Annotated in this window: 1 protein-coding gene; it reads left to right on the top strand. The window is 65.8% G+C overall.

Translation table 11 applies throughout. From position 1 onward, the window contains the following. Window positions 1–55 precede the first annotated feature (55 nt). On the top strand, window positions 56–363 hold a 308-nt coding region (locus AC1DUE_RS20875), incomplete at its 3' end, for a DUF6928 family protein (RefSeq protein WP_477041303.1).

Genomic DNA, 363 nt, shown 5'->3' with positions numbered 1-363 from the left:
GTACGAGGGTGTGTATCCCCCGGATGGAACGGCCTATGCGGCGAGCTGGCCCGGCGTGGAGATCGTCTGCGATCGGCGCGTGATGATTGATTCCCCGTCACAGCTCCCCGGGCATCTCGTCGCGGCGAGTGCCGGCCGACGGTTGGTCCTGCACGCCATGCACAGCGTGGTCGACTGGTTGGCGTTCGCTGTATGGGAGGACGGACGACTCATCCGGTCTCTGAGCCTGTCACCGGGCGACGGGATCATCGAGAACATCGGGGAACCGCTCCCTTTCGAACTTCCCTACTGGGCTGGGGACCGTCCGGCGGACGTCATTCCGTGGCCGGGCGAGGAAGAGGAGCCGTACGCCCTGCCCTTTCA

The sequence above is a fragment of the Cellulomonas sp. P4_A2 genome (genome assembly GCF_056402515.1).
Note: the sequence above shows the minus strand (reverse complement) of the source record. Positions and strands in the feature narration are given on the sequence as shown.